At 37.7% G+C, this 332-nt stretch carries 1 protein-coding gene; it reads left to right on the top strand.

The genetic code is table 11. From position 1 onward, the window contains the following. Positions 1–127: 127 nt before the first annotated feature. A partial coding sequence (locus AOA60_RS01375; RefSeq protein WP_143522329.1) for an enoyl-CoA hydratase/isomerase family protein occupies positions 128–332 on the top strand: 205 nt, incomplete at its 3' end.

Below are 332 nucleotides of genomic sequence, written 5' to 3' on the forward strand. Positions count from 1 at the left end.
ACTCAAGGAGATGAATAAGTCGGTTTCAATTATTGGAGGGGCAAAACATGCTTTGGGACTGGATGCCAAAAAAGCGATCTACGAAGGTACAGTGTTAGGAAGAGAAATATAAAGGAGGACTAGATGAATGCCTATTAAAAATAAAACTGTGTTATATGAAGTAAGAGAAGGTGTTGGTTACATCACCATGAACAGGCCCCATGTGAAGAATGCCATCGATGAAGCGATGCATGAGGAATTATATATAGCATTTAAAGATGCTTCTCAAAACAATGAAGTAAAAGTTATTTTGTTAACTGGTCAAGATGGTGCTTTTTCTAGCGGTGCTGATA

Origin of the sequence: Pseudomonas sp. 2822-17, assembly GCF_002742485.1 — a bacterium.
In the GTDB taxonomy this organism is placed as follows: Bacteria; Pseudomonadota; Gammaproteobacteria; order Pseudomonadales; family Pseudomonadaceae; genus Aquipseudomonas; species Aquipseudomonas cyclaminis.